The sequence below is a fragment of the Curtobacterium sp. Csp2 genome, from assembly GCF_013347165.1.
Window position 1 is genome coordinate 2,051,333 of record NZ_CP054593.1, and the last position, 22,833, is coordinate 2,074,165.

Consider the following 22,833-nt stretch of genomic DNA (forward strand, 5'->3'; position numbering starts at 1 on the left):
TCAGTCCGGGATGCCGAGGCGCTCGCACTCGGCCCACTCCTTGGGGCGGCGCTCCGCGAGCCAGGCCGTGAACTCCTGGTAGCCGCGGTAGTTCGTGAAGATCATGAACTGCTTCTTCTTGCGGTCGTTCCACGCGGTCAGGCTGACGAACCGCTGTCCGCCGCCGTTCGACTGCGTGGCGTAGCGGAGCGTGCGGATGTCGTCGACCTCGCGGCGTCGGAGCTTGCCGAAGCCGGACTTCACGTCGTAGTGACGGTCGTACACGTCCACGCGTGTGGCACCGAGGGCGAGGCCGAAGAGCAGGAGCAGAGCGCCGAGTCCGGCCATGAAGCCGAGGGAGGTGCTGTTGGCTCCCGGGGAGACGAGCTGCTGGATGACGATCCCGGGGATGCCGATCACGACCGCCGCTGCGCCGACTCCGGTGAAGATGACGCCCGGGAAACGCGGGCGCCGGACCACGAACAGGGGCCCCTTGCCCTTGGTCGTCTCGGTACCGCCCCAGGTGTTCGTCTGCTCGCTCATCGATTCCCCTCCGTCGGACACCGTACCGGGATCGGCGGGTGCTCGGCCCGGCGAGCGATGGCGTGCCACTGGTCGAGGACCCGCTCGACGCGATCCGCGGTCTCGGCCGGGTCGTCGTGCTCCCACGCGCGGACGACCCGCCAGCCCTCGTGCACCAGGATCGCCTCGTTGCGGGCGTCGCGCTGCCGATTCGCCAGGAGCTTGCGGCGCCACAGCTCGGCGTTGGCCTTCGGCAGGTGGGTGTGGTCAGGGCAGAAGTGCCAGAAGCAGCCGTCGACGAACACGGCGACGCGGGCGCGCGGGAAGACGACGTCGGGGCGGACTCGGCAGCGGGAGCTCACCGGACGGTCGACGAAGAACCGGCGGCCTCGGCGGTGGAGCTCACAACGGACGGCGAGCTCGGGCGCGGTGTCCCGCCGCCCGAACCGGGCCATGTGGCGGCGGCGGGCGTCGTCGGCCTCCCAGCGGTCCATCGCCCCAGCGTTCCATTCAGGACCGGAACGACCGACACCTCGCCGGTGATCTGTGGACGACGTGTCAGGCGCGGACGGATTCGTCGGCGGCCTGCATGTACCGGCGTGCAGCGGCCACTCGACGCCGTGCGTGCGGCACGAACCAGACGATCACGCAGATGAGCACCGCCAGGAAGATGCGACTGAACCACCACTGCCACGGCTCGCCCGACGTCGACCGTGGGATCTGCGGTCCGGCGATCAGGCAGTAGAGGAGGACGAGCTGCGTCGTCTGGAGCGGCAGGACGATGGCCGTGCCGCGTGCTCGGTCGAACGCGCGTCGGGCCGCTTCGCTGCCGTCCGGCATGATCGGGCGGCCCTCGCGGATCGTCCGATCGATCTCGCGCCGTTGGGACCGATCGAGTCCGCCGACCGGGCTCTGGAGCTCCGGCATCAGGTCGATCAGCGTCAGGAAGACCGAGACGAGCCCGGCGAGACCGGCGACGGTAAAAATGCCCCCGATCGCCAGGAGGACGACGTCCGAGCCCTTCTCGAGCGCCACGCCGCCGATGGCGCTTCCGACACCGCCGACGACCGCGCCGACGACCGCGATCACGATCGAGCGGCGGATCGCCCGCCGTGCCCGCGTCGCTGTCTCGTCCACATCGGTGACTGTAGGCACGACCTCGCCGGTCCGTCCGGTTCCGTAGCATCTGGGGGATGAGCACCGACGTGACCCCCGGCCGGTACCGCCACTTCAAGGGCGGCGAGTACGAGGTGGTCCTCGTTGCGCAGGACGCCGAGACCGAGGAGCCTGTGGTCGTCTACCAGGCGCTCTACGGCGACCGCGGGCACTGGGTCCGGTCCCTCGCCGACTTCACCGCGCACGTGTCCCGCGACGGCTACGAGGGACCGCGGTTCGTGCGGATCGAGCCTGTCGGCGGCCGCCCCTAGGCTCGTCAGCGCACCAGACGAGACGGGGGAGCGCATGCAGATCGGCGTCGACGAGCAGGTCCTGCTCAGCCCGAGCGACCTCAGCACGTGGGCGTCCTGCGAGTGGGCGTTCCTCCGCCGCCTCGACGCCAAGCTCGGCCGGGGCGGCCCCTTGCCCGACGAACACGACGACATGCTCGAGCGCACCGCCCGCCTGGGGGACCAGCACGAGCTCGACTACCTCGAGATCCTCAAGCGGACCCGCGACGTCGTCGAGTTCGATCGACCCGCACCGCTGGACTACGCCCGAGCAGCCGAAGCAGCACGAGCAGCGTTCCAAGCAGGCGCCGACGTGCTCTACCAACCGACCTTCCACGAGCCGCCCACCCCCGAGCACCCGGGCTTCATCGGCTTCGCGGACTTCATCATCCGCAACGACCGCGGCGCGTACGAGGTCTACGACACCAAGCTGGCCCGCCACGCCAAGATCAGCGCCCTGCTGCAGCTCGCCGCCTACGCCGAGCAGATGCAGGCGCACGGCATCCCCACTGGCGAGCAGGTCCACCTCGTCCTCGGCGACCGCACCACCACCACGCACGACCTCGCCGACATCGCCCCGGTCTACCGGACGCAGCGTGCGGAACTCGAACGGGTCATCGCCGAGCGGATGCAGGAGCATGACGAACTGCAGTGGGGGGACCCCCGTTACTCCAGCTGCGGCCGCTGCACCATCTGCCAGACCCAGGTGCAGCAGCACCGCGACCTGGTCCTCGTCGCCGGCATGCGCCTCGACCAGCGCACGAAGCTGATTCGGCAGGGAGTGCGGACGATCGACGACCTGGCGGACCGTACCGCGGCAGTAGCCGGCATGTCGCGGTCGACGCAAGACAGGCTGGTACGGCAGGCGCGCCTCCAGACCGAGACCGAAGCGGAGCAGCGCGCAAGCCACGCAAAGAAGAGCACAGCCAAGCCCCGCTACGAGCTCCACAACGCCCGAGCCCTCGACGCGATGCCGGAGCCCGACCCCGGAGACGTCTTCTTCGACTTCGAGGGCGACCCCCTGCACACCGAGGACGGCGTCCACTGGGGCCTCGACTACCTGTTCGGCCTGGTCGACGACCGCGCCGACTTCACCGCCTTCTGGGCGCACACGATCCGCGACGAGCGGCAGGCGCTGGTCGACTTCCTCGCGTTCGTCCAGGAGCGCCGCGAGCAGCGCCCCGGCATGCACGTCTACCACTACGCCGCGTACGAGCGGACGCACCTGCTCTCCCTCGCCGCGCGGCACGGCGTCGGCGAGGACGTCGTCGACGACCTGCTCCGCGCGGGGGTCCTCGTCGACCTGTACCCGATCGTCCGCAAGGCCCTGGTGGTCGGCAGCCACAGCTACTCGATCAAGAAGCTCGAGCCGCTCTACATGGGCGACGACCTGCGGCTGAGCGACGTCACGAACGCCGCGGACAGCATCACCGCCTACGTCGACGCGATCGAGGAGCTCCGGAACGGCGACCCGGCCGCGGGGCAGCACATGCTCGACGAGGTCGCGGACTACAACGCCTACGACTGCCGCTCGACGCTGCGGCTGCGGGACTGGCTCCTGTCCCTGCGGCACGCCGCTTCCGCCGCGCCGGTGCAGCCCGAGGAACTCCTGCCGCCGATCCCGGTCGAGCGCGAACCGAACCCCGTCTACACGGCGCTCGCCGCCGAGCTGGCGGACGTCGACCCCCTCGACCGCGACGCCGACCAGACCGCGCTGGCGCTCGCCGCCGCCGCGATCGACTACCACCGCCGCGAGGCGAAGACCTTCTGGCAGGACCACTTCGACCGCCTCCGGAACCCCGTCGACGACTGGGCGGACACGCGGGACGTCCTGGTGGTCGAGCGCGCGTCGGTCGAGCGCGACTGGGGCACGCTGCCGCGTGCCCGTTCGCATTCGCGGGAGATCCGGTTGTCGGGGACGCTCGCGCCCGGCTCACGGCTCCGGCCTGGAGGCACGCCTCACCTCGTCTACGACGACCCACTCCCGCCGTCGGTCACCGCTCCGGCCCCCGGATCGAAGGGTGCGTCGGCTCGCGCGGTCGTGCTCGACGCGGGCGAGAACGGCGAGGCGTTCGAGGTGCTGGTCAAGGAGAGCCTGCCGGTCGGTGGCGGGGAGCCGCACGCCGAGTTCCCGGTCGCGCTCGCCCCGGCGGCCCCGCCCCGTGCGAAGCCCCAGCCCGAGGCGATCGCCGAGTGGGGGCAGGAGGTGCTCGACGCGCTGCCGGCGATGCTGCCCGACCCCGCGCTCGACCTGCTCCGCCGGGTCCCGCCGCGGGGAGCGCTCGCCGCCGTCCAGGGCGATGACACAGTGTCCGCCGTGGTCGCGACGCTGCTCGGTCTCGACCGGTCGTACCTCGCGATCCAGGGTCCTCCGGGCACCGGCAAGACCTTTGTCGGCTCGAACGTCGTCGCCCGACTCGTCCGTGAGCACGGCTGGCGCGTCGGGGTCGTCGGGCAGTCGCACGCGACGTCGGAGAACTTCCTCGCGTCCGTCGTGGGTGCCGGGGTGCCCGCCGACCGGGTCGTGAAGGTCCCGAAGTCCGGCGCGACCGAGGACGAGCTCGAGGCCGCCGCGTGGACGCCCGTGAAGAACAACGCCGCCGTCACCGCGTTCCTGTCCTCGTGCGCCGAGACCGGCACCGGGGGCGTCGTCGGCGGGACCGCGTGGACGTTCGCGAACGAGGGCACGATCCCGCGGCGCTCCCTCGACCTGCTCGTCGTCGACGAGGCCGGGCAGTTCTCGCTCGCCCCGACCATCGCGTCCTCGATCGCCGCGACCCGCCTGCTCCTGCTCGGCGACCCGCAGCAGCTGCCGCAGGTCTCCCAGGGGTCGCACCCGGAGCCGGTCGACCAGTCGGCGCTCGGCTGGCTCGCCGACGGGGAGCACGTGCTGCCCGCGGAGTTCGGCTACTTCCTCGCCCGCACTCGCCGGATGGAGCCCGCGCTGACCGCCGCGGTGTCCGGTCTGTCGTACGACGGGCAGCTGGCGTCGATGGTGTCCGGCCGGCACCTCGACGGCATCGACCCTGGTGTCCACCCCGTGCCGGTCGTGCACGCCGGGAACACGACGTCCTCGGTCGAGGAAGCCGAGCGGGTCGTCGCTCTCGCCCGGGACGTCGTCGGCCGGACGTGGACCGACGGGGACACCACCCGCGTGCTCACCGACGAGGACGTCATCGTCGTCGCGCCGTACAACGCGCAGGGTGCCGTGATCCGCGAGGCGCTCGACGCCGCCGGACTCCGGAGCACCCAGGTCGGCACCGTGGACATGTTCCAGGGACGCGAGGCCGTGGTGTCGATCACGTCGCTCGCGGCCTCGAGCGCGGCGGACATCCCGCGGGGGTTGGACTTCCTGCTCATGCCGAACCGGTTGAACGTGGCGCTGTCCCGGGCGAAGTGGGCGGCGTACCTCGTGCACTCACCCGCGCTGACGACCGGGCTGCCGCCGTCCATCGCCGGCCTGTCCCTGCTCTCCCGGTTCATCGAGCTCGTCGAGCCCCGCCACTGACGCCCGAAGGTGGGCTTTCCTCGGCTCATCCGCGCTGCCACGGTGGAAGCGTGATGGATCGAACGACGACGCTAGGGCAGGGCGAGCCGGTGCAACCGTCGGCTCCTCGTCCGACGGCGATCGGGGCAGCGCCGATGACCCTGCGTGCAAGGCGACCCGCCTACGGGGTGATGCAGGAGTGCCTCCGGCTGCAGGCCGAGGCGCCAGGACGTTCGCGGGCGCAGCGGTTCTGGGGCGTCGATCCCGTTGCGCCCGCGGCGCGGTCCTGGTTCAAGGGAGCCCTGGGTGAGCGCCGCGTCGCCGCTGAGCTCGACCGCCTGGGACCGGCCTTCACCGTGCTGCACGCGGTGCCGATCGGTACCGGCTCGACGGACATCGATCATCTGGTGATCGGACCGACCGGCGTGTTCTCGATCAACACCAAGAACCACAGCGGTCAGCAGGTCTTCGTTGGTGGCGGCTCGTTCATGGTCGGCGGCGGGAGGACCTCGCACATCGGAGCGGCACAGAGTGAGGGGCGGAAGGCCACACGACTGCTCTCGACGGCGGCCGGCGGATCGTTCTCCGTGCAGCCGCTGCTCGTCGTCGCGGCGGACCGGATCACGTTCGGCAAGAAGCCTGCTCCTGTCGTCGTGCTCCGGCCGGACCAGGTGCGCGGGTGGATCCTCGGGCTTCGTCCGGTGTACTCGGACGAAGCCGTCCGGTACCTGTCGATGGTTGCCGAGGAGCGAGCCACATGGCACGCGACCGCCTTCGTGCCGGACGACACTCTGCGGCTCGAGCATCGGTTCGATCGGCTGGTCCGCGACGTGGCGGATGCGCGCGTACGACGGCGTCGGGCTGCGCTCGCGGTCGCCCTCGGGGTGGTCGGGCTTCCGATCGCTGGTCTCGTCGCGCTCGGGGGCATCGCGACTGCGCTGCTCGGCTCGTGACGAACGCGCGGCGGACGGAGCCGCAATCGCTGGTCTGACGATCTCGGTTCGAATGGACCGCAGGTCACGGACTGAGATCGTTGACCGTGGATCGAGGTCACCTCGTCGGCGCGGCGATCATCAGCGGCAACACTGCAGGCGGCCGACGGCGGACTAGGCCTGGGTGGCTTCCCGGCCCTCGGCGCCGTCGTCGGGAATCTCCCCGCGCATCTGCTCTCGCATGTTCGCCAGGACCTCGGCGTGCAGGAAGTTCGCTGCCTCGGCGCTCGTCGGGTCGACCACGATGCCGAACTCCTCGGGGAGCGCGGTGACGAGCTCGGACATCGGCACCGGGCGGCCCTCGGTGCCGGGCAGCCCGGCGGCGAGCTCCTCGGGGTCGGTGAACACCGGCACGAACGGCAGGTCCCGGATGATCACGTGCGCGATGCTGCCGCCCTCCGGGGTGCCCTCGGGCTTCCACGGCACCCAGGCCGCGCTGCGCAGGAACCCTGCGGGCGATGTCGCCATCCGACGGCGGAGCTCGGCGGCTGCGGTGGGCGGAGGCTTGTCGACGCCCCGACCGAAGGCCGACCCGTCCGTCTCGTTCGTGCTCATTCGGCCATGCTGTCACGCTCGACCGAGCGGCACCGACCGGCGGTCAGTTGACGGCCCAGGGCAGAACGGCGGTCGCTGCGTCGAGGACGGCGGTGGTGGATCGGTACGGACGTGCGACAGCACACGACGGACAGCAGGGGAGACCTGGTCGCCGGCGACCAGGTCTCGGACGTGCCGCTGGTCGACGGGGCCGAACCGGGAGCGCAGGGTGCCGACGGCGTCGTGCAGCCCGATCATCGTCGCGACGAACGGGGACGCCGGCGTTCGGCCGGCCAGCGAGTCGGCGATCGCGGCCTGCACCTCGTCCAGTGGTCGTCGATCACGGTCCGGGTGGCGCGTGGCCGGGGCGAGGGCGAGCGCGAGCGCGAGCGCGAGCGCTGGACGCTGCTCCGATGCGAGGGTCCCGCGGGCGACGAGGCCGGCGGTGACCTCTGCTCGCAGTTCGGGGCGGCCGACCTGCCTGATCCACCACGAGGCCGATCGGACGGGGGAGCCGGCAATCCGCGCGTGCGTGATGTCGAGGACGGGATCGCCGCTGCCGACGAGCGGTCCGGCGAGGACCCGGTTACGGTCGAGGTCGATCGCCCCGCGGAGCGCGAGGTCGGCGAGGACGCCACCGGCGAGCCCGAGGTCGAGCCGTTTCGCAGTGGTCCGTCGTCGTCCGTCGTCGTCGGTGTGCAGCAGAAAGAAGGCCTGAGGGATCGTGAGCAGATCGGCCACCGGGTCAGTTGCTCCCCGCTGTCGTCGCCGCGGTGCTCGAAGCGAGGACCCCAGCCGTCATGGCTGCCGACGCGTTGATGTCGGCGAGCACCTGTCGGACCGCGGGGGCGACCCAATCGCCCTGCACGACCGAGCGGAGGAAGTGCTTGTCGACCCGCCCGAACTCCGAGCGGAGCGTGTCCGTGGCGTCGAGCAGGCCGATGACCGCGGCGATGTACGGGGACGGGGCTGCTCGACCGGCCAGGACCTCGTCGACCGCCTGGCGCACCTGCGCCCTCGGCAGGCCGTCGCGCTCGGGGTGCCGAGTCGTGATGAAGACCAGCAGGGTGCGGCGCTGCTCCTCGGTGAGCATGCCGCGCTGCACCAGCTGGGCGACCACCCCGTCGTGCAGGGTCCGCTTGCCGAGCTGGCGGACCCACCACTTCGCGGGCTTCGGCGACTCGGAGGCGATCCATGCCAGCGCGGTGTCGAAGACCTGGTCGCCGGTCGGTGTCCCCGACGCGATCACGACCCGGTCCTTCGCCAGGGCGATCGCGCCGCGCAGGGCGAGATCGGCGAGGACGCCCCCGGCGGTCCCGAGCTGCGCGCGCGTCACGGTCGCGCGGGCCCGACCGTCCGGCGCGATCTGCAGCAGCGCGAACACCTGGGGGATCGTCAGCAACGCGGCCATGCTCGCAGCGTGCCACACGGGGCGGAGGTGTGTCGTGCCTCCCGGCCGGCAGTCGGCGCAGACGGGCGCGCGCCGGCTGCCGGAGGGGCAGCTTCAGTACTTGGCCGACTGGCCGCCGTCGATCGGGACGACCGTCGCGTTGACGTAGCTGGCGTCGTCGGAGAGCAGGAAGGCGACGACCGAGGCGATCTCGGGGGCCTCGCCGTAGCGCTTGGTCGGGTTGACCTGGATGAACTCCTCGGCGGCCTTGCGAGGGTTCTCGGCGTCGATCTGCTTCATGGAGTTCTCGACCATCGGCGTCCAGATGGCGCCGGGGGCGATCGCGTTGATGCGGATGCCGTACTGGCCGTACTCGACGGCGGAGTTGCGGGTCAGGCCGACGACGCCGTGCTTGGCGGCGGCGTACCCGGACTGGTTGCCGATGCCGCGGATGCCGCCGACGCTCGCGGTGTTCACGACCATCCCGGAGCCCTGCTCGCGCATGACCTTGAGGACCTTCTCGAGGCCGAGGAACACCCCGCGGAGGTTGATCGAGACGACCTTGTCGAACTCGGCGGCGGTGAAGGACTCGGTGGGGTTCTGCTTGCCCTCGATGCCGGCGTTGTTGAAGAAGCCGTCGATGCGTCCGAAGCGCTCGGTCGTCGCGGCGACGTAGGCCTCGACCTGCGCCTCGTCGGAGACGTCGGCGACGGTCGTGATGACCTGGGCCTCGGGGGCGGCGTCGAGGACGGCGGTCTTCGTCGCTTCGAGGCCCTCGGCGGAGACGTCGACGAGGGACAGCGCGGCGCCCTCGGTCGCCAGTCGGACGGCGGTCGCGCGGCCGAGTCCGGAGCCGCCGCCGGTGATGAGGACGACACGGTCGGTGAAGCGGGTGGTGGTGCTGGTCATGCTGGAGGCCTCCTGCGGTCTTCGACGATGAAGGGTCGATGCGTCTGCATCAGCTCGCCAGTTAGGCTACACCTGTTGTCCAGGGCGTTCGTCAGCAGCGATCGAGGATGCGCGCGATCGCGTCGTGTTCGGCAGGGGCCACCCACAGGTGGTACTTCGTCTTCACCGCGACCTGGTGGGCCACGTACGTGCAGCGGAAACCCGCCGCAGCGGGCAGCCAGGTCGCCGCGTCACCCGCCCGCTTCTGCGCGTTCGAGTGCCCGTCGACCGCGAACAGGTTCTCCGGGTCGTTCGCCAGGGCCTCGCGCTCCTGCTGGCTGAGCTGCTGAGCACCGGTGCGCCAGGCGTTCTCGAGCGCGACGACGTGGTCGACCTGCACGAGGGTCGAGGTGGTGTTCCCCCGCACGAAGTCGACGTGCTCCCCGGTGTAGGGGGAGGTCAGGGTGCCGCGGAGGACCTTGCACGGCCCCTCGCGCTGCACGTCGGTGAGGTCCCGGGCGAGCACGTCGTTCCGGGTGTCGCAGCCGTTGTGGTCGACGTCGAGCCACGCGGTGCCGAAGTCCGCAACCCGGTCGTAGCCCGTCGCCGGGGCCTTGCCCTTGACTGGGAGCGCGGCGAGTTGCTGGCGGGCGGTCGCCGCGTCCGCGGTGCCGGTGGGGTCCGGCGCACCGCCGGGGACGGGGCTGGTGGCGGTGGTCGGGGTGGTCGCCCCGGTCGTCGGACTGGAGGCACGGCTCGCGCCCGTCCCGCCGGCTGCGGTCACGCCTGGGGTCGGCTCCGCGCCGCCGGTCCGGTGCACGAGGTAGCCGCCAGCAGCCAGGACGAGGACGACGACGAGGGACGTGAGGGTGATCGGGATGCGGCGTCGGTTCGACGGCATGGGGGACTCCGGGTGGTGCGGTGATGCGGGCCCGGGCGGGCCGTCGTCCACCTTCCCGTACGGCACCGACGAACGGCGGCGTAGACACGGGTGCATGACCGATCACGCCACTCCTTCCGTGCCCGTCACCGGTGGGTCGATGCCGCTCCTCGGCTTCGGCACCTGGCAGATCCCGGACGCCGACGCACCCGCCGCCGTGGGCACTGCGCTCGAGGCCGGGTACCGCCACGTCGACACCGCGACGGGCTACTCGAACCAGCGCGGCGTCGGCAAGGCCCTCGCCGCGTCCGGACTCGCCCGTGACGACGTGTTCGTCACCACGAAGCTGCCGCCGGACAACGCCGACCGTGTGCGGCAGACGATCGAGGAGAGCCTCGAGCAGCTCGGCCTCGACCACCTGGACCTGTGGCTCGTGCACTGGCCGCCGAACGGCGAGGCCCGACCGGACGTCTGGGAGCAGGTCGTCCAGGCGCAGGCCGACGGGCTGACCCGGGCGGTCGGTGTGAGCAACTACTCGCTCGCGCAGATCGACGAGCTCGTCTCTGCCACCGGCACCGCCCCGGCCGTCAACCAGATCCGGTGGAGCCCGGTCGAGTTCGACCGCGCGATCGCCGACGGGCTACGGGAGCGCGGCGTCGTGCTCGAGGGCTACAGCCCCTTCAAGGCGAGCAACCTGCAGGACCCGACCCTGGTCGAGATCGCCGGCGCGCACGACGTCGACAGTGCGCAGGTGATCGTCGCGTGGCACGTCGCGCACGGGTTCGTCGTCATCCCGAAGTCGTCGAACCCGGACCGCATCCGCTCGAACGCCGAGGGTGTGCACCTGGAGCTCTCCGCCGACGAGGTCGCTCGGATCGACGCACTCGCGCGCTGACCTCGCGCCCGTGCGCGGCTGACGGCCCGCCGGGAACGTCGCACAACGGGAAGCACGCCGTGCCGCGGATCGCGGTGGTGCGGCGTGCTTCCGGTTGTGCGGGAGCACGCCACGCCGGCGGCCGACACGGGATCACGCCTCAGGTGAGGAGAGAGCGGATGTCGTCGGCGGTCAGGTCGTCGGCGAACAGGGCGTCGTCGTCGATCATCGTGGCGAACAGCTCGGCCTTCTTCGCCGCGAGCGCGAGGACCTTCTCCTCGATGGTGTCCTCGGCGATGAACCGCTGCACGTTCACGGACCGGGTCTGCCCGATGCGGTGCGTCCGGTCGACCGCCTGGGACTCGGCAGCCGGGTTCCACCACGGATCGAGCACGAACACGGTGTCCGCCTCGGTCAGGGTCAGGCCGAAGCCGCCGGCCTTGAGCGAGATGAGGAACGCCGGCGCGGTGCCCGAGCGGAAGCGCTCGATGACCTGCGCGCGCTTCCGGGTGGAGCCGTCGAGGTACTCGTAGCCGACGCCCCGCGCGTCCAAGGCCTCGGCGACCATCCGCAGGAACGTCGTGAACTGGCTGAACACGAGCGCCCGGCGACCTTCGGCGGCGAGCTGTTCGAGCTCGTCGAGCAGCACCTCGAGCTTCGCGGAGGACACGGGCTCCTCGGTCTCCTGCACGAGGGCGGGGGAGAGCGCGAGCATCCGGAGCAGGGTGAGGGACCGGAAGACGATCATCCGGTTGCGGGCCAGGTCGTCGATCAGGTCGAGCACCTTCAGCCGCTCCCGGTTGAGCGTCGTCTCGTACAGAGCCCGGTGCGCCGGGTCGAGGGTGACCCGGACGACCTGCTCCTGCTTCGGCGGCAGGTCGGCGGCGACGCTCTCCTTCGTCCGGCGCAGCATGAGCGGCCGGATCCGCCGCCGGAGCCGCGCGGTGAGCTCGGCGCGGGCCTCGCCGCGGAGGTCCGGCGACCCGAGGGGCTTCACGTAGTCGTCGCCGAACCGCGACCAGGACGACAGCAGGCCTGGAGCGGCGATGTGGAACAGCGCCCACAGGTCCGTGAGCCCGTTCTCGAGCGGCGTGCCGGTGATCGCGAACGTCACGGGGGCGCCGAGCTCCGCCGCCGCCCGGTGGGTCTGCGACTGCGGGTTCTTCACGAACTGCGCCTCGTCGAGCACGAGCGCCGACCAGCGCGTCTCGCGGTACTCGGCCGCGTCGAGCCGGAGCAGGGCGTACGACGTCACGACCACGTCGGAGCCCGCGGCCGCCTTGACCACGCGCGCCGGGTCCTTGAGCGAGGTCGCCGTGACGGTGGTCACCGTGAGGGACGGCACGAACCGTGCGGCCTCGTCCGCCCAGTTGCCGACGACGGAGGTCGGGGCGACGACGAGGAACGGCGGCGCGTCCGGCTCGTCCCGGCGGGCGGCGGCGATCATCGCGAGCACCTGCAGGGTCTTGCCGAGACCCATGTCGTCGGCGAGCACCCCACCGATGCCGTGCTCGCGCAGGAAGCGCAGCCACGCGTAGCCGGCGTGCTGGTAGGGCCGGAGCTCGGCTCGCACGGTGTCCGGCACGGGGACGTCCCCGGGCGGCGTGGCGTCGAGGAGCCCCGCCGCGATGCGCTGCCAGCGCTCGTCGTGCTCGGTCTCGTCGGCGAGCTGGTCGAACTCCGACCACAGTCCGGCCTGCAGCGGCGTCACCGTCAGGGGAGCGTCGGGCTCCCACTCCTCGAGGTCGCGGGCTTCCTCGATGAGCTCCTTGAGCCGGTCGAACGCCGGGTCGGACAACGACAGGTACGAGTTGTCGATGAGCTTCATCCGCCGATCCCGGTTGGCGAGGGCGCGGAGGAGCGGCGTGAAGGGCACCTGCTTGCCGTTCACGGTGACGAAGATGCCGAGGTCGAACCAGTCGTGCTTGTCCGACGGCATGGTCGTGACCTTGATGTGCGGACGTCCGGTCAGGCGCTCGTAGTCCTGCCGTTCGCCCTGGACGACCGTGCGGACGCCGTGGTCGGGCAGCGCCGGGAGCAGTTCGTTCGCGAACACCGCGACGTCGGCGCCGTCGATCGTGCCGTCCTCGAACCAGGCGAGGCCGCCGCCCGGACCGGCGGCGGTGGTCACGGGATCGGAGCCTGCCTCGACCGCGGTGTCGTCGGCCGCCCAGACGCCGGTCAGGTCGGGGAGCGGGCCGTGCAGCGCGACCGGGTCCTTCCGCCCGTCGACCTGCCAGCGCCACTGCAGGTGCACGCGGTCGTCGGTGCGCGGCGCGCGGGCGGGCTCGAAGGTCGCGGTGAGCACGAGCTCGGGCGCCCGACGCTCGGGGAGCTCGACCGAGCCGTCGGAGCTGACGAGCCCGAGTGCGCCGCGCAGTCGCGGGGACCAGTCGGCCAGGAACTCGTCGACCTCGGCTCGGGGCACGGTGATGCGGACGTCGTCGACGAGCATCCGCCGCTGGTCTTCGGGCACCGGGACCGGCGTCGGCGCGAGCGCGACGTGGAACTCGGGGCTCTCACGGAAGACGTACACACCGTGGTCGCCGATCGTGCGGGCTGCGCCGTCGGGCGCCGGTCGGCCGTCGAGCACCGCGCTCGCGCCGAGCACCAGGCCGTCCTCGGACCGGACGGCGTCGAGGAGCACCTGGGCCTGCTCGCCGAGGACCGCACCGCCCTCGCGCTTCCCGGTCACGAACGCGATCCCGAGCGCCGGCGCCTGGCGGAGCAGCGGCCACAGGAGCGGGCTCTGGAAGTCGTCGAGGTGCACCCAGTCGCTCTCGCCCGGCAGCCCGGCGAGCTGGCCGGCGCGGTGGAGCGCCGCGAACTGCAGGAACCACGCGTGCTGCTCCGGCGCGAGCCCGAGCCGGTTGACCGAGTAGGGGAGCGTGCCCCAGGTGAGCTGCCCGCGCACCCAGTTGCCGGCGTCGCTCCGCGTGACGGGGCGGACACCGAGCCGGACGCTGCGGGACCGCGACGGCAGCGCTCGACCGACGGCGCGTGCCCGGGCGGCGAGCTTCGACGGCACCGCGTCCCGCAGCTCGAACTGCAGCCCCATCGGGGTGCCCTGCGGGCCGGCCACCTGCGGGTCGTCGCCGGCGAGGCGGGCGAGGTCGTGCCTCCAGTCCGGCTCCGGTGGGGTCTCGACCGGTAGGACGCGTCGCGGACCCGACGCGGCTGCCAACGCACGCGCGTTGATGGTGAGGAGCGCGGNCGCGACGTGCTTGCAGTCGCCGCCGAGGGGGCAGGTGCAGGTGCTGCGGACCGGGCGGACGAAGTCCCCGCGGGCGAGCGTCGTCTCGACGCGGAGCTCGTACGGGTCGTCGGCGGACCCGGTGACGGTCGCGGTGACGGTGCCGTCGTCCTCGCGCCAAGCGGCGTCCTCGACCAGTCCCGCCCGCACGACGTCGCGCCCGCGCCCGAAGGTCTGCGGACCGACGAAGCGGATGACGTCGACGGCGTCGATCATCGGGACGGCTGGCACGGGACCATCGTGCCAGCCGCCACCGACTGCGAATACGCGAAGGCCCGCCCGGAGTGGCGGAACCGCGCGGTTCCGCGGGCCACGGCCGAGGCTGTGGAGGAGTGCAGGCCCGGTCCGAGGTAGGTCCCCGGCTCCCTGTCGGGCGCGACCGTACAGTGCGGGCACCCACCGAGCCGGAGGAACCCGATGGACCAGCAGCACGCACCGCGACCCGCCGCACACCGCCGTGCCCCGAGTCCGGGACGCCGACTCCGACGTCGGGTGCTGCTCGGGGTGTCGGCCGTGGCCGCCCTGGCGTTGGTCGGCGGTGGGGTCGCCGTCGCGCGGACGGTCGTCGACCTGGACACCGGCATCCACCGCTCGGACATCCACCTGCCGGTTGCCGGGGCGTCGGCGAGCAGCAGCGCGGTGCCGCAGGCCGAGGGGGAGTCGAACATCCTGGTGATGGGGCTCGACAGCCGTCGGGACGAGGACGGGAACGTGCTGCCCGCTGCGACCTACCAGGCGCTGCACGCCGGGGACGGCTCGGACGGCGGGTACAACACGAACGTCCTCATGCTCATCCACATCCCCGCGGGCGGGGGTCCCGCGGTCGGCATCTCGATCCCGCGTGACGACTGGACGACGCTCCCCGGGGCGCCGGACGGGAACGCCGAGGGGAAGATCAAGCAGGCGTACGGGTACGAGCTCGACCAGACGCTGCGGCACATCGTGAACACCGAGCCCGGGGTGTCGCACGACGACGCGTACCAGCAGGCCCGGTCGGCCGCGCGGCAGGAGGAGATCACGACGGTGTCGCAGTTCCTGGGCGGCGTGCCGATCAACCACTTCATCGAGGTCACGATGGCGGCGTTCTACGACATCGCCCAGGCCGTGCAGCCGATCCAGGTCTGCCTGAACGAGACGACGTCCGACACGTACTCCGGGGCGGACTTCCACAAGGGGCTGCAGTCGCTCGACGCCGCGCAGGCGCTGTCGTTCGTGCGGCAGCGGCGGGACACGAGCGGGTCCGGCGTCGAGCTCACCGACCTGGACCGGGAGCGCCGCGAGCAGGCGTTCATCGTCGCGCTGGCGTACAAGCTCCGGCACGAGGACGTGCTGACGAACTTCCCGCTCGTGCAGCACCTGATCGACACCGCGAAGCAGGACATCGCGCTCGACTCCGGGTTCGACCTGCTGTCGTTCGCCGGGGACGCGCAGCGCTTCGCCGGTGGCGGGATCACGTTCCAGACGCTGCCGATCGTCCGGTACGGGGTCGAGGACGGGCAGGACGTGAACATCGTCGACCTCGCGCAGGTCCGGTCCACGACGGCGGCGCTCATCGCGGCGTCCGACCACCCGGCGGCGGCGCAGTCGGCCACGCCGAGCACCGCGGCCACGCCGAGCACCGGAGCAGCGCAGGGCACCGCCGGGGCGGCCCAGGGCGCGCCGACCACGTCCGGGGTCCCCTCGACGACGACCACGAGCGCCGCACAGCCGCTGGCGTCCGGCGGCATCCCCTGCGTGAACTGAGCGACCCGGACCGGCGCCGACTGATGGTCCGGTCAGGAACGGCCCGCGGGGTCGTGCCGGCCCGTGCGCCGGGTCTACAGTCGTCCCTGCAAGGCGCCCTCCGTTCGCTGAGGCTCCTTCGTGGATACATGCCAGCGACCCCGAACGTCGAGAGACGCCACGGGTCAGGACAGGCCTCCCCGGCGCAAGGGGTTGCCCCGACTGGCTCCCGCACACGGCGGGTCGACGTCACGGAGTGCTGAAGGTCTGACGTGGGAGTGGCGTGACCGGGTCCCCGGTCCGCCGGGCGCTGCGCGCGACCGACGGAACGGGAGGTGTGCCATGAGCAGTGACCATCACAGGTCGTCCTCCGACGCGCCTCCCTCACGATCCTGACGTCGACCGTCGCCGTGTGACCCGTCCGTGCCCCCCTCCGGGCCGGAGGGGCCGTCGCGCGCGCCGGTGACCACCGTCCGCCCGCACGAAGCGTGGCGGACGTGCCCCCGTGCCTCCCGTCCGGCCCGCACAAGCCGCCGGACGGACGGCCGCCCTGCGCGCCGCGCCCGTCGATCGCCCTGCGCGCCGCGGCCGACGGCGCCCACTGCGCCGCGTCTCGTCGCCGCGCCCACCTCCTCCCGGAACGGAACCCGCCATGACCACCGCACCCGACACCCGTCCCACCGCCGTCCTCGACAGCGCCCACCTCGGCGACATCCAGGGCGCCTTCGGCACGATCCGCGTCGGCGACACCGACCGCCGCACCGGCCTCCGCCGGAAGCTCCGCACGCTCGTCGCGATCGTCGGCCCCGGCCTCATCGTGATGGTGGGCGACAACGACGCCGGCGCCTTCGGCACCTACACGCAGGCCGGCCAGGACGACGGGACCTCGCTGCTCTGGACCCTGCTGCTGCTCGTCCCCGTCCTCTACGTCAACCAGGAGATGGTGCTCCGGCTCGGGGCGGTCACCGGCGTGGGGCACGCGAAGCTCATCACCGCGCGCTTCGGACGGTTCTGGGGCGCCTTCAGCGTGGTCGACCTGTTCGTCCTCAACGCGATGACGATCGTCACCGAGTTCATCGGCATCAGCCTCGGGCTCCGGTACCTCGGGTTGCCCGAGGTCCCCGGCGTGGTCGCCGCTGCCGTGCTCGTCATCGCCGCGGTGAGCACCGGGTCCTTCCGCCGGTTCGAGCGGCTCTGCATGGTGCTCATCGCCGGCTCGCTCGTGCTCGTGCCGCTGTCGTTCCTCGCCCACCCCGCCGTGGGGGCGGTCGTGCACGGGTTCCTCGTCCCGGGCTTCCCGCGTGGTGCCGACCTGTCCACCGTGATGCTCCTGGTGATCGGCATCGTCGGCACCACCGTGGCGCCGTGGCAGCTGTTCTTCCAGCAGTCGTACGTCATCGACAAGCGGATCACGCCGCGCTTCATGGGCTACGAGAAGGTCGACCTGGTGATCGGCATCGTGATCGTCGTGCTCGGCGGGGCGGTCCTGATGACCGTGCCCGCCGCGGTGTTCGGCGGTCGCGCCGGCGCCGGGCACTTCACGGACGCCGGTGGGGTCGCCGTCGGGATCGGGCACGCGGTCGGGCACCTCGCCGGGGTGCTGTTCGCGATCGCGCTCATCGACGCGTCCGTCATCGGCGCCGCGGCCGTGGGGCTGTCGACGTCGTACGCCCTCGGGGACGTGCTCGGCATGCGGCACTCGCTGCACCGCTCGGTCCGGGACGCGAAGGGCTTCTACGCCGTGTTCGCCGGGGTGCTCGCGCTCGCCGCCGCGGTGGTCCTGGTGCCCGGGAGCCCGCTCGGCCTCATCACCGTCGGGGTGCAGGTGCTCGCCGGGGTGCTGCTGCCGTCGGCGACGGTGTTCCTGCTGCTCCTGTGCACGGACCGGGCGGTGCTCGGGCCGTGGGTGAACGGACGGTGGCTGACGCTCTTCACCGCCGCGGTGGTGGCGGTGCTCGTGGTGCTCTCGCTCGTGCTGACGGTGAGCGTCGTGTCCCCCGCGATCACGAGCGGGCAGGTGACCGACGTGCTGCTCGGGGGAGCGGCACTGTCGGTGGCCGTCGGGGTGGGCTTCCTGGTACGGACGTGGCAGGGTCGCACGGGTGCCGCCGCGGGGACGCGCATCGGTGGCGGCCCGGTGGGTGGTGCGGCCGCCGGCCTGGAGGCACGGGTCACCTCCGCGGGGACGCGCATCGGTGGCGGCCCGGTGGGTGGTGCGGCCGCCGGCCTGGAGGCACGGGTCACCTCCGCCACGGACCGTGCGTCGTGGCGCATGCCGCCGGTCGAGCAGCTGCCGGCGCCGCAGCTGTCGCCGGGTCGTCGGCTCGGGCTGACCGCGGTGCGGGCCTACCTGGTGGTCGCGGTGGTGCTCGTGGTCGTCCGGGTCGTGCAGCTGGCGCTCGGACACTGAGCGGTCTGGGATCCTGCTGTCCCGTTCTGGGGGAGACGGACGACGCGTGTCGGGTGCAGGATCGAGGCGTGATGCATTCCCTGGTGTACATGAGCTCGGCGACCGAGCCGTTCGACGAGGACGCGCTCCAGGCGGTGCTCGAGCACGCCCGCCGTCGCAACACGGAGGACGGACTGACGGGGATGCTCGTGCACCGCGGGGGACGCTTCATGCAGCTCCTCGAGGGGCCCTACGACGCCGTGCTCGCAACCTACGCCCGGATCGTCGCGGACGACCGGCACGACGAGGTCCGCCTGCTCGTGGAGGAGAGCGTCCACACCCGACGGTTCCCGGAGTGGTCGATGGCGTACGACCGGGAGTCCGACGGCGTGCCCGTCCCGGAGGGCTTCAGCACGTTCCTGGACGAGGGGGACCGCAGCGCCGACCAGAGCCGGCCGAGGGAGCTCCTGCGCTGGTTCCGGAACCACCCGATGGCCGATCCGACCGCGGCGAAGGGCAAGCACCGCCGCGAGGCCTGAGGCGCACGGCCGGGTTCGTCCCGCGATCCGTCGTGCTCGTCGTCCGATCCGTCGTGTTCGTCCTCCGGTCCATACTGGTCGGGTGACGACACTGCGAGGCACGATCCGCTCCACCGAGACCCGCGAGGCCGACGGGTTCGCCGACTCCGTGGTCACTGCGAAGGAGGTCGCGATCGCGAACCTCGACCTGGACGGCTTCGCGCTGCAGCAGACGAACGCGGTCGAGAGCAAGGCCACGGGCGAGACGACCATCCGCGCGACGGCCCGTTCCACGGCGACGAGGCCGCACGAGGCGTCCGGGCCGGACTACGACGCGGCGCTCCGGGCCTACCGTGAGTCCGTCCCCGAGGGGTGGCAGGTCCAGCACGTGTGGGTCGTCGAGGAGTAGTCCCGACACGATCGCGCCGCCGTCGTCCGGCGCAGGACTCAGCGCTCGCGGCTGGGCTGCGCGAGCCTGCTGTGCTTCCGCGAGTACCCGAAGTACACGCCGAGGCCGATCGCGAACCAGATCGCGAAGCGCACCCAGGTCTCCCACTGCAGGAACGTCACGAGCCACAGCGACGCGATGATGCCGATGATCGGCACGACCGGCATGAGCGGGAGCCGGAACTGGCGGTCGAGGTCGGGCTGCCGGTAGCGCAGCACGATCACGGCGGAGCAGACCACGACGAACGCGAGCAGGATGCCGATGTTCGTCAGCTCGGCGACGATCCCGATCGGCAGGACACCGGCGAGCACCGCCGACGCCACACCGAGGATCCAGGTGACGCGGGTCGGGACGTGGCGCTTCGGGTCGGTCTTCGCGAACCACTTCGGCATGAGGCCGTCGCGGCTCATCGAGAACCAGACGCGCGAGGCCCCGAGCATGAAGGTGATCAGGACGGTGACGATGCCGACGATGGCGCCGATCGCGATGACGTTCGCGACGCCGCCGAGCCCGACCGAGGCGAACGCGGACGAGAACCCGGAGGCCGGGTCGATGTCGGTGTACTTCTGCATGCCGGTGAGCACCAGGGTGGCCAGCACGTACAGCACCATCGCGATGCCGAGGGACAGCAGGATCGCCTTCGGCATGTGCTTGCGGGCGTCGGTGGACTCCTCGGCGGCGGTCGACATCGCGTCGTAGCCGAACACGGCGAAGAACACCGTCGCGGCGCCGGTCATCACGCCGCCGAACCCGAACGGGAAGTACGGGTCGTAGTTGGCGCTGTTGATGTGGAACACCCCGAGCACGATGATGAGCACCACCAGTGCGACCTTGATGCCGACCGCGACGAACTCGAAGCGAGCGGCGCTGCGGATGCCACGGGTCAGCACGAACGCGGTGAGCAGGCAGAGGATGATCGCGAAGACGTCGACCACGTGTCCGTCGCCCGTGCCGGGCGCGCCGAGCATCCAGGCGGGCAGGTCGATGCCGAACTGGCCGACCAGGAACCCGACGTACCCGGAGATGCCGATCGCCACGACGGCGACGATCGCGGTGTACTCGAGCAGCAGGTCCCAGCCGATGAACCACCCGACCACCTCGCCGAGCACGGCGTACCCGTACGTGTAGGCGCTGCCGGCCTTGGGGATGAGTCCCGCGAACTCGGCGTACGACAGGGCGGCGGCCGCGCTCGCGATCCCGGCGACGAGGAAGCTGATGAGGACGGCCGGCCCGGCGACGCCGTTCGCGACCGTGCCGGCGAGGGTGAAGATGCCCGCGCCGATGATCCCGCCGACGCCGATCGCGGTGAGCTGCCAGAGGCCGAGGTGCCGTTTCAGGCCGCCGCTGCCCTCGCCGGTCTCGTCGTCGATCGCGTCGATCGGCTTCCGTCGGAAGATGCCCTGTGTCGTCGTCGTCACGCGCCCACTCTGCTCCTGCGGCGGGTTCCGTGTCAGGCGGGCGGCGGATCGGCACGCCGACCTCACGCGCTCAGCGACACCTCACGCCCCGCCGGCGCCGTGAGGTGTCGCTGAGCGCGTGGGGTCGTCCGCGCAGACGCCGGCAGCCGCGCGGTGTACACCGGACGCATGCGCCACCCCGCGAGGACCGAACCCGGACCCGGCCAGGAGTCCGTCTGGGACTACCCCCGACCGCCCGCCGTCGAACCCGTGCCCGAGCGCGTGGTCGTCCGGCTCGGCGGCACGGCCGTGGTCGACACGACGGACGCGGTGCGGGTGCTCGAGACCTCGCACCCGCCGGTGTACTACGTGCCGATGGCGGACCTCGAGCTGCGGCCGGCCCCCGGCACGAGCATGTGCGAGTTCAAGGGCCGGGCGCGTTACTTCGACGTGGTCGGTGGGGACGGGGTCGTCGCTCCTCGGGCCGCGTGGAACTACCCGACGCCGGAGCCCGGGTACGAGTCGCTCCGCGACCGCGTCGCGCTGTACCCGTCGGCGATGGACTCGTGCGAGGTCGGCGGCGAGGTGGTGCAGGCGCAGGAGGGCGACTTCTACGGCGGGTGGATCACCTCGAAGGTCGTGGGACCGTTCAAGGGCGGCCCGGGCACCCTCGGCTGGTGACCCCACCCGGACGGCAGCCGTGAGCGACGGGGCGGACGCGGCCCCGATCCTCCCGGCCGTCCGCCGTCCTGCGGACCGTCAGCAGCGCGCGTAGGGCGACCAGAACGGCGGTGGGAACGCGCCGTCCGTGGCGAACGACAGGACCTGCCAGACCAGCATCACCAGGCCCAGCGCCCCGAGTACCAGGCCGACCCACGACCAGACCCGGACGGCACGTCGACGACCGGCGATGCGGAGCGCGCGCACGCCGCTGAGGACGCAGACGACCCCGAACGCCGCAGCGAGGAACACGTGCTGGCCACGACCGGCGGCGGGCACGATGATCCCCGTCCACACCGCGACGGGGCCGAGCAGCACGGCGACGGTCGCGGGCACGGCGGGCGGTTCGGTGTCCCGTCGGGCTCCTCCCATGCCCTGAACCTACCGACGCGGAACGACCCTGTCCGTCGGCGGCACGCGGGCGGGTCCGCCGACTTCCGAGCACGATGGAGGCATGCGTTCCTTCTTCCGTGTCCTGCTCGGTCTGGCGCTCGTGTTCGCGGGCACGAGCCACCTCACGTTCGCCCGCCGGGACTTCCGCGCCCAGGTGCCCGACTTCGTGCCGCTCGACACGGACACGACCGTGCTGGCGTCCGGCGTCGCGGAGATCGGTCTCGGCAGCGCGCTGCTGCTCGCGCCGCGGGGCCGTCGTCGGACGGTCGGGAACGTCGCGGCGCTGTTCTTCACGGCGATCTTCCCGGGGAACCTCGCGCAGTGGGTGAACCAGCGCGACGCGTTCGGGCTCGACACCGACGAGAAGCGGTTCGCGCGCCTGTTCGGGCAGCCGCTCCTCATCGCGTGGGCGCTCTGGTCGACGCGCGGCCCGGGTTCGCGGGCGCGCTGATGGTCGCGGCGGCCGGTTCCGGCGCGCCGGGTGACGGTGTGGCTGGTCCCGGTGGGCCGGGTGCTGGCGTGACTGGTCCCGGGGCTGGTTCCGGCGCGCCCGGTGCGTCTGCGGGTGGGGTCGGCCTGGAGGCACGGCCCCCGTCGTCGGGGCCCCGTCGCGTCGCCGACGTGGTCGCCTCGGTCGTGCTGCTCGTCCTGCTCGCCGTCGAGGCCGTGGTCGCCGCGATGGGGATCCTGCTCCTGTCGCTCGGGTTCAGTTCGTGCGCGGCCCCCGGGAACACCTGCGACCAGGGCCTCGGCGGGGCGGTCGTGTACGTCGGGCCGGTCCTGGTCGCCCTCGTCTTCGTGGCGGCCCTCGTGGTGAGCATCGTGCGGCTGGTGAAGCGCCGGCTGACCTGGCCGGTGCCCCTGCTCGGGGCCGGGCTCGTGGTCGTGGTGTTCTTCGTGGCCCGGGCGCTGGCGGACGTGGCGGTCACGCGCGGGATCTGAGAGCGGGGCTCGTTCCTGCACAAGCCGGGTGTCGGGCCGTGTCGTCCACAGGGCAGGTCG

22 protein-coding genes and 1 riboswitch are annotated in these 22,833 nt (G+C 72.1%); of the genes, 11 read left to right on the forward strand and 11 right to left on the reverse strand.

The genetic code is table 11. The features are described from left to right. The 3 genes from HUN59_RS10000 to HUN59_RS10010 form a co-directional block, all read right to left on the reverse strand. A complete protein-coding gene (locus HUN59_RS10000; protein WP_174778255.1) occupies positions 1-522 on the reverse strand; it encodes a hypothetical protein in 522 nt (173 codons plus the stop codon). After that, positions 519-995, reverse strand: a complete 477-nt coding sequence (locus HUN59_RS10005) for a very short patch repair endonuclease (protein ID WP_174778256.1) — start codon at positions 993-995, stop codon at positions 519-521. The genes HUN59_RS10000 and HUN59_RS10005 overlap by 4 nt, the downstream gene beginning before the upstream one ends. A 64-nt stretch (positions 996-1,059) precedes the next feature. Further along, positions 1,060-1,638: a hypothetical protein gene (locus HUN59_RS10010; RefSeq protein WP_174778257.1), complete on the reverse strand. Its 579-nt coding sequence runs from the start codon at positions 1,636-1,638 to the stop codon at positions 1,060-1,062. Between the two features lie 56 nt (positions 1,639-1,694). On the opposite strand from HUN59_RS10010, the gene HUN59_RS10015 reads away from it, so the two are divergent. The 3 genes from HUN59_RS10015 to HUN59_RS10025 are packed head-to-tail and all read left to right on the forward strand — an operon-like array spanning position 1,695 to position 6,386. Beyond that, complete coding sequence (locus tag HUN59_RS10015; protein WP_174778258.1) at positions 1,695-1,928, forward strand: DUF1653 domain-containing protein; 234 nt, start codon at positions 1,695-1,697, stop codon at positions 1,926-1,928. Positions 1,929-1,962: 34 nt separating this feature from the next. Then, positions 1,963-5,454 (forward strand): TM0106 family RecB-like putative nuclease, encoded by a 3,492-nt coding sequence (locus HUN59_RS10020; protein WP_174778259.1) that lies wholly within the window; start codon positions 1,963-1,965, stop codon positions 5,452-5,454. Positions 5,455-5,507: 53 nt separating this feature from the next. Then, positions 5,508-6,386, forward strand: a complete 879-nt coding sequence (locus tag HUN59_RS10025; protein WP_254630054.1) for a nuclease-related domain-containing protein — start codon at positions 5,508-5,510, stop codon at positions 6,384-6,386. Between the two features lie 153 nt (positions 6,387-6,539). On the opposite strand, the gene HUN59_RS10030 is transcribed toward HUN59_RS10025, so the two are convergent. From HUN59_RS10030 to HUN59_RS10050, 5 genes are all read right to left on the reverse strand, one after another. Then, a complete protein-coding gene (locus HUN59_RS10030) occupies positions 6,540-6,980 on the reverse strand; it encodes an SseB family protein (RefSeq protein ID WP_174778261.1) in 441 nt (146 codons plus the stop codon). 12 nt (positions 6,981-6,992) lie between these two features. After that, positions 6,993-7,700: a GOLPH3/VPS74 family protein gene (locus HUN59_RS10035; RefSeq protein ID WP_174778262.1), complete on the reverse strand. Its 708-nt coding sequence runs from the start codon at positions 7,698-7,700 to the stop codon at positions 6,993-6,995. A gap of 4 nt (positions 7,701-7,704) precedes the next feature. After that, positions 7,705-8,370, reverse strand: coding sequence for a GOLPH3/VPS74 family protein (locus HUN59_RS10040; protein ID WP_174778263.1), 666 nt, complete (start codon positions 8,368-8,370; stop codon positions 7,705-7,707). Positions 8,371-8,463: 93 nt separating this feature from the next. Then, positions 8,464-9,258: a glucose 1-dehydrogenase gene (locus tag HUN59_RS10045; protein ID WP_174778264.1), complete on the reverse strand. Its 795-nt coding sequence runs from the start codon at positions 9,256-9,258 to the stop codon at positions 8,464-8,466. 91 nt (positions 9,259-9,349) lie between these two features. After that, positions 9,350-10,138 carry an HNH endonuclease family protein gene (locus tag HUN59_RS10050; protein WP_174778265.1) on the reverse strand — a complete coding sequence of 263 codons (789 nt, stop codon included), beginning with the start codon at positions 10,136-10,138 and terminating at the stop codon, positions 9,350-9,352. 94 nt (positions 10,139-10,232) lie between these two features. On the opposite strand from HUN59_RS10050, the gene HUN59_RS10055 reads away from it, so the two are divergent. Further along, complete coding sequence (locus tag HUN59_RS10055; RefSeq protein WP_174778266.1) at positions 10,233-11,012, forward strand: aldo/keto reductase; 780 nt, start codon at positions 10,233-10,235, stop codon at positions 11,010-11,012. 139 nt (positions 11,013-11,151) lie between these two features. Here the strand turns inward: HUN59_RS10055 and HUN59_RS10060 are convergent, their stop codons facing one another. Continuing rightward, positions 11,152-14,460, reverse strand: a complete 3,309-nt coding sequence (locus HUN59_RS10060) for a DEAD/DEAH box helicase (RefSeq protein WP_441307040.1) — start codon at positions 14,458-14,460, stop codon at positions 11,152-11,154. A 201-nt stretch (positions 14,461-14,661) separates the two neighbouring features. On the opposite strand from HUN59_RS10060, the gene HUN59_RS10065 reads away from it, so the two are divergent. From HUN59_RS10065 to HUN59_RS10080, 4 genes are all read left to right on the forward strand, one after another. Further along, a complete protein-coding gene (locus HUN59_RS10065) occupies positions 14,662-15,987 on the forward strand; it encodes an LCP family protein (protein ID WP_174778268.1) in 1,326 nt (441 codons plus the stop codon). 92 nt (positions 15,988-16,079) lie between these two features. Continuing rightward, a riboswitch (M-box (ykoK) riboswitch) is annotated at positions 16,080-16,251 on the forward strand. A 367-nt stretch (positions 16,252-16,618) separates the two neighbouring features. Then, the gene (locus HUN59_RS10070) at positions 16,619-18,376 is read left to right on the forward strand and encodes an NRAMP family divalent metal transporter (RefSeq protein ID WP_174778269.1); all 1,758 of its coding nucleotides are present in this window, start codon (positions 16,619-16,621) and stop codon (positions 18,374-18,376) included. Between the two features lie 71 nt (positions 18,377-18,447). Next, positions 18,448-18,894: a BLUF domain-containing protein gene (locus HUN59_RS10075; RefSeq protein WP_231050753.1), complete on the forward strand. Its 447-nt coding sequence runs from the start codon at positions 18,448-18,450 to the stop codon at positions 18,892-18,894. Between the two features lie 82 nt (positions 18,895-18,976). After that, positions 18,977-19,282, forward strand: a complete 306-nt coding sequence (locus tag HUN59_RS10080; RefSeq protein ID WP_058741818.1) for a hypothetical protein — start codon at positions 18,977-18,979, stop codon at positions 19,280-19,282. A gap of 38 nt (positions 19,283-19,320) precedes the next feature. Here HUN59_RS10080 and HUN59_RS10085 read toward each other — a convergent pair whose 3' ends face one another. Beyond that, the gene (locus HUN59_RS10085; protein WP_174778270.1) at positions 19,321-20,739 is read right to left on the reverse strand and encodes an amino acid permease; all 1,419 of its coding nucleotides are present in this window, start codon (positions 20,737-20,739) and stop codon (positions 19,321-19,323) included. Between the two features lie 168 nt (positions 20,740-20,907). On the opposite strand from HUN59_RS10085, the gene HUN59_RS10090 reads away from it, so the two are divergent. Continuing rightward, the gene (locus HUN59_RS10090) at positions 20,908-21,399 is read left to right on the forward strand and encodes a DUF427 domain-containing protein (protein ID WP_174778271.1); all 492 of its coding nucleotides are present in this window, start codon (positions 20,908-20,910) and stop codon (positions 21,397-21,399) included. Positions 21,400-21,477: 78 nt separating this feature from the next. Here HUN59_RS10090 and HUN59_RS10095 read toward each other — a convergent pair whose 3' ends face one another. After that, positions 21,478-21,810, reverse strand: a complete 333-nt coding sequence (locus tag HUN59_RS10095) for a hypothetical protein (protein ID WP_174778272.1) — start codon at positions 21,808-21,810, stop codon at positions 21,478-21,480. Between the two features lie 82 nt (positions 21,811-21,892). Between HUN59_RS10095 and HUN59_RS10100 the strand changes: the two genes are divergently transcribed. Both HUN59_RS10100 and HUN59_RS20100 read left to right on the forward strand, forming a co-directional pair. Then, positions 21,893-22,282 (forward strand): DoxX family protein, encoded by a 390-nt coding sequence (locus tag HUN59_RS10100; protein ID WP_141861036.1) that lies wholly within the window; start codon positions 21,893-21,895, stop codon positions 22,280-22,282. A 170-nt stretch (positions 22,283-22,452) separates the two neighbouring features. After that, positions 22,453-22,773, forward strand: coding sequence for a hypothetical protein (locus HUN59_RS20100; protein ID WP_174778273.1), 321 nt, complete (start codon positions 22,453-22,455; stop codon positions 22,771-22,773). The last annotated feature ends 60 nt before the right edge of the window (positions 22,774-22,833 follow it).

What these genes read in the sequence shown, in the direction of transcription:
- HUN59_RS10000 (WP_174778255.1), bottom strand. Translation starts at nt 522, where the DNA reads ATGAGCGAGCAGACGAACACCTGGGGCGGTACCGAGACGACCAAGGGC.
- HUN59_RS10005 (WP_174778256.1), bottom strand. Translation starts at nt 995, where the DNA reads ATGGACCGCTGGGAGGCCGACGACGCCCGCCGCCGCCACATGGCCCGG.
- HUN59_RS10015 (WP_174778258.1), top strand. Translation starts at nt 1,695, where the DNA reads ATGAGCACCGACGTGACCCCCGGCCGGTACCGCCACTTCAAGGGCGGC.
- HUN59_RS10020 (WP_174778259.1), top strand. Translation starts at nt 1,963, where the DNA reads ATGCAGATCGGCGTCGACGAGCAGGTCCTGCTCAGCCCGAGCGACCTC.
- HUN59_RS10025 (WP_254630054.1), top strand. Translation starts at nt 5,508, where the DNA reads ATGGATCGAACGACGACGCTAGGGCAGGGCGAGCCGGTGCAACCGTCG.
- HUN59_RS10030 (WP_174778261.1), bottom strand. Translation starts at nt 6,980, where the DNA reads ATGAGCACGAACGAGACGGACGGGTCGGCCTTCGGTCGGGGCGTCGAC.
- HUN59_RS10040 (WP_174778263.1), bottom strand. Translation starts at nt 8,370, where the DNA reads ATGGCCGCGTTGCTGACGATCCCCCAGGTGTTCGCGCTGCTGCAGATC.
- HUN59_RS10045 (WP_174778264.1), bottom strand. Translation starts at nt 9,258, where the DNA reads ATGACCAGCACCACCACCCGCTTCACCGACCGTGTCGTCCTCATCACC.
- HUN59_RS10050 (WP_174778265.1), bottom strand. Translation starts at nt 10,138, where the DNA reads ATGCCGTCGAACCGACGCCGCATCCCGATCACCCTCACGTCCCTCGTC.
- HUN59_RS10055 (WP_174778266.1), top strand. Translation starts at nt 10,233, where the DNA reads ATGACCGATCACGCCACTCCTTCCGTGCCCGTCACCGGTGGGTCGATG.
- HUN59_RS10065 (WP_174778268.1), top strand. Translation starts at nt 14,662, where the DNA reads ATGGACCAGCAGCACGCACCGCGACCCGCCGCACACCGCCGTGCCCCG.
- HUN59_RS10070 (WP_174778269.1), top strand. Translation starts at nt 16,619, where the DNA reads ATGACCACCGCACCCGACACCCGTCCCACCGCCGTCCTCGACAGCGCC.
- HUN59_RS10075 (WP_231050753.1), top strand. Translation starts at nt 18,448, where the DNA reads ATGCATTCCCTGGTGTACATGAGCTCGGCGACCGAGCCGTTCGACGAG.
- HUN59_RS10090 (WP_174778271.1), top strand. Translation starts at nt 20,908, where the DNA reads ATGCGCCACCCCGCGAGGACCGAACCCGGACCCGGCCAGGAGTCCGTC.
- HUN59_RS10095 (WP_174778272.1), bottom strand. Translation starts at nt 21,810, where the DNA reads ATGGGAGGAGCCCGACGGGACACCGAACCGCCCGCCGTGCCCGCGACC.
- HUN59_RS10100 (WP_141861036.1), top strand. Translation starts at nt 21,893, where the DNA reads ATGCGTTCCTTCTTCCGTGTCCTGCTCGGTCTGGCGCTCGTGTTCGCG.